Origin of the sequence: Halostella sp. PRR32 (assembly GCF_034808085.1) — an archaeon.
GTDB classification, from domain to species: domain Archaea; phylum Halobacteriota; class Halobacteria; order Halobacteriales; family Natronoarchaeaceae; genus Halostella; species Halostella pelagica.
The window spans coordinates 1-289 of record NZ_JAXHGL010000056.1 but is presented as its reverse complement, the minus strand read 5'-3'; the positions used below and the strand labels follow the sequence as shown (position 1 = coordinate 289).

Genomic DNA, 289 nt, shown 5'->3' with positions numbered 1-289 from the left:
CTAGCGGAAAGGTCGTTACGGTCGATGAACAGGCATTCGAGAAAGCGGGCGGTCAGGCGGTCGATGAAGACGGCTTCCCGGTCGTCGACGAGACGCCGGAGTTCGAGGCCGCGGTCGAGCAGGAGACGCAAGCGAAAGTGGATGCGAACCACCCGGACGGGATCGCGGACACGAGCGAGGAACGGATTCACGGTGTCACCCTCGAACAGGAGGAGCGCATTCGGGCGCGGGAAGCCGAACTGGAGCACATCAGTGCCCAGGCCGAGCTGGGAACGCAGGAGGGTCGGGA

At 64.7% G+C, this 289-nt stretch carries 1 pseudogene; it reads left to right on the top strand.

Annotation, left to right across the window (positions count from 1 at the left end):
• Positions 1-289 (top strand): annotated as a pseudogene (locus SM753_RS20370) (DNA-binding protein); the annotation flags it as partial.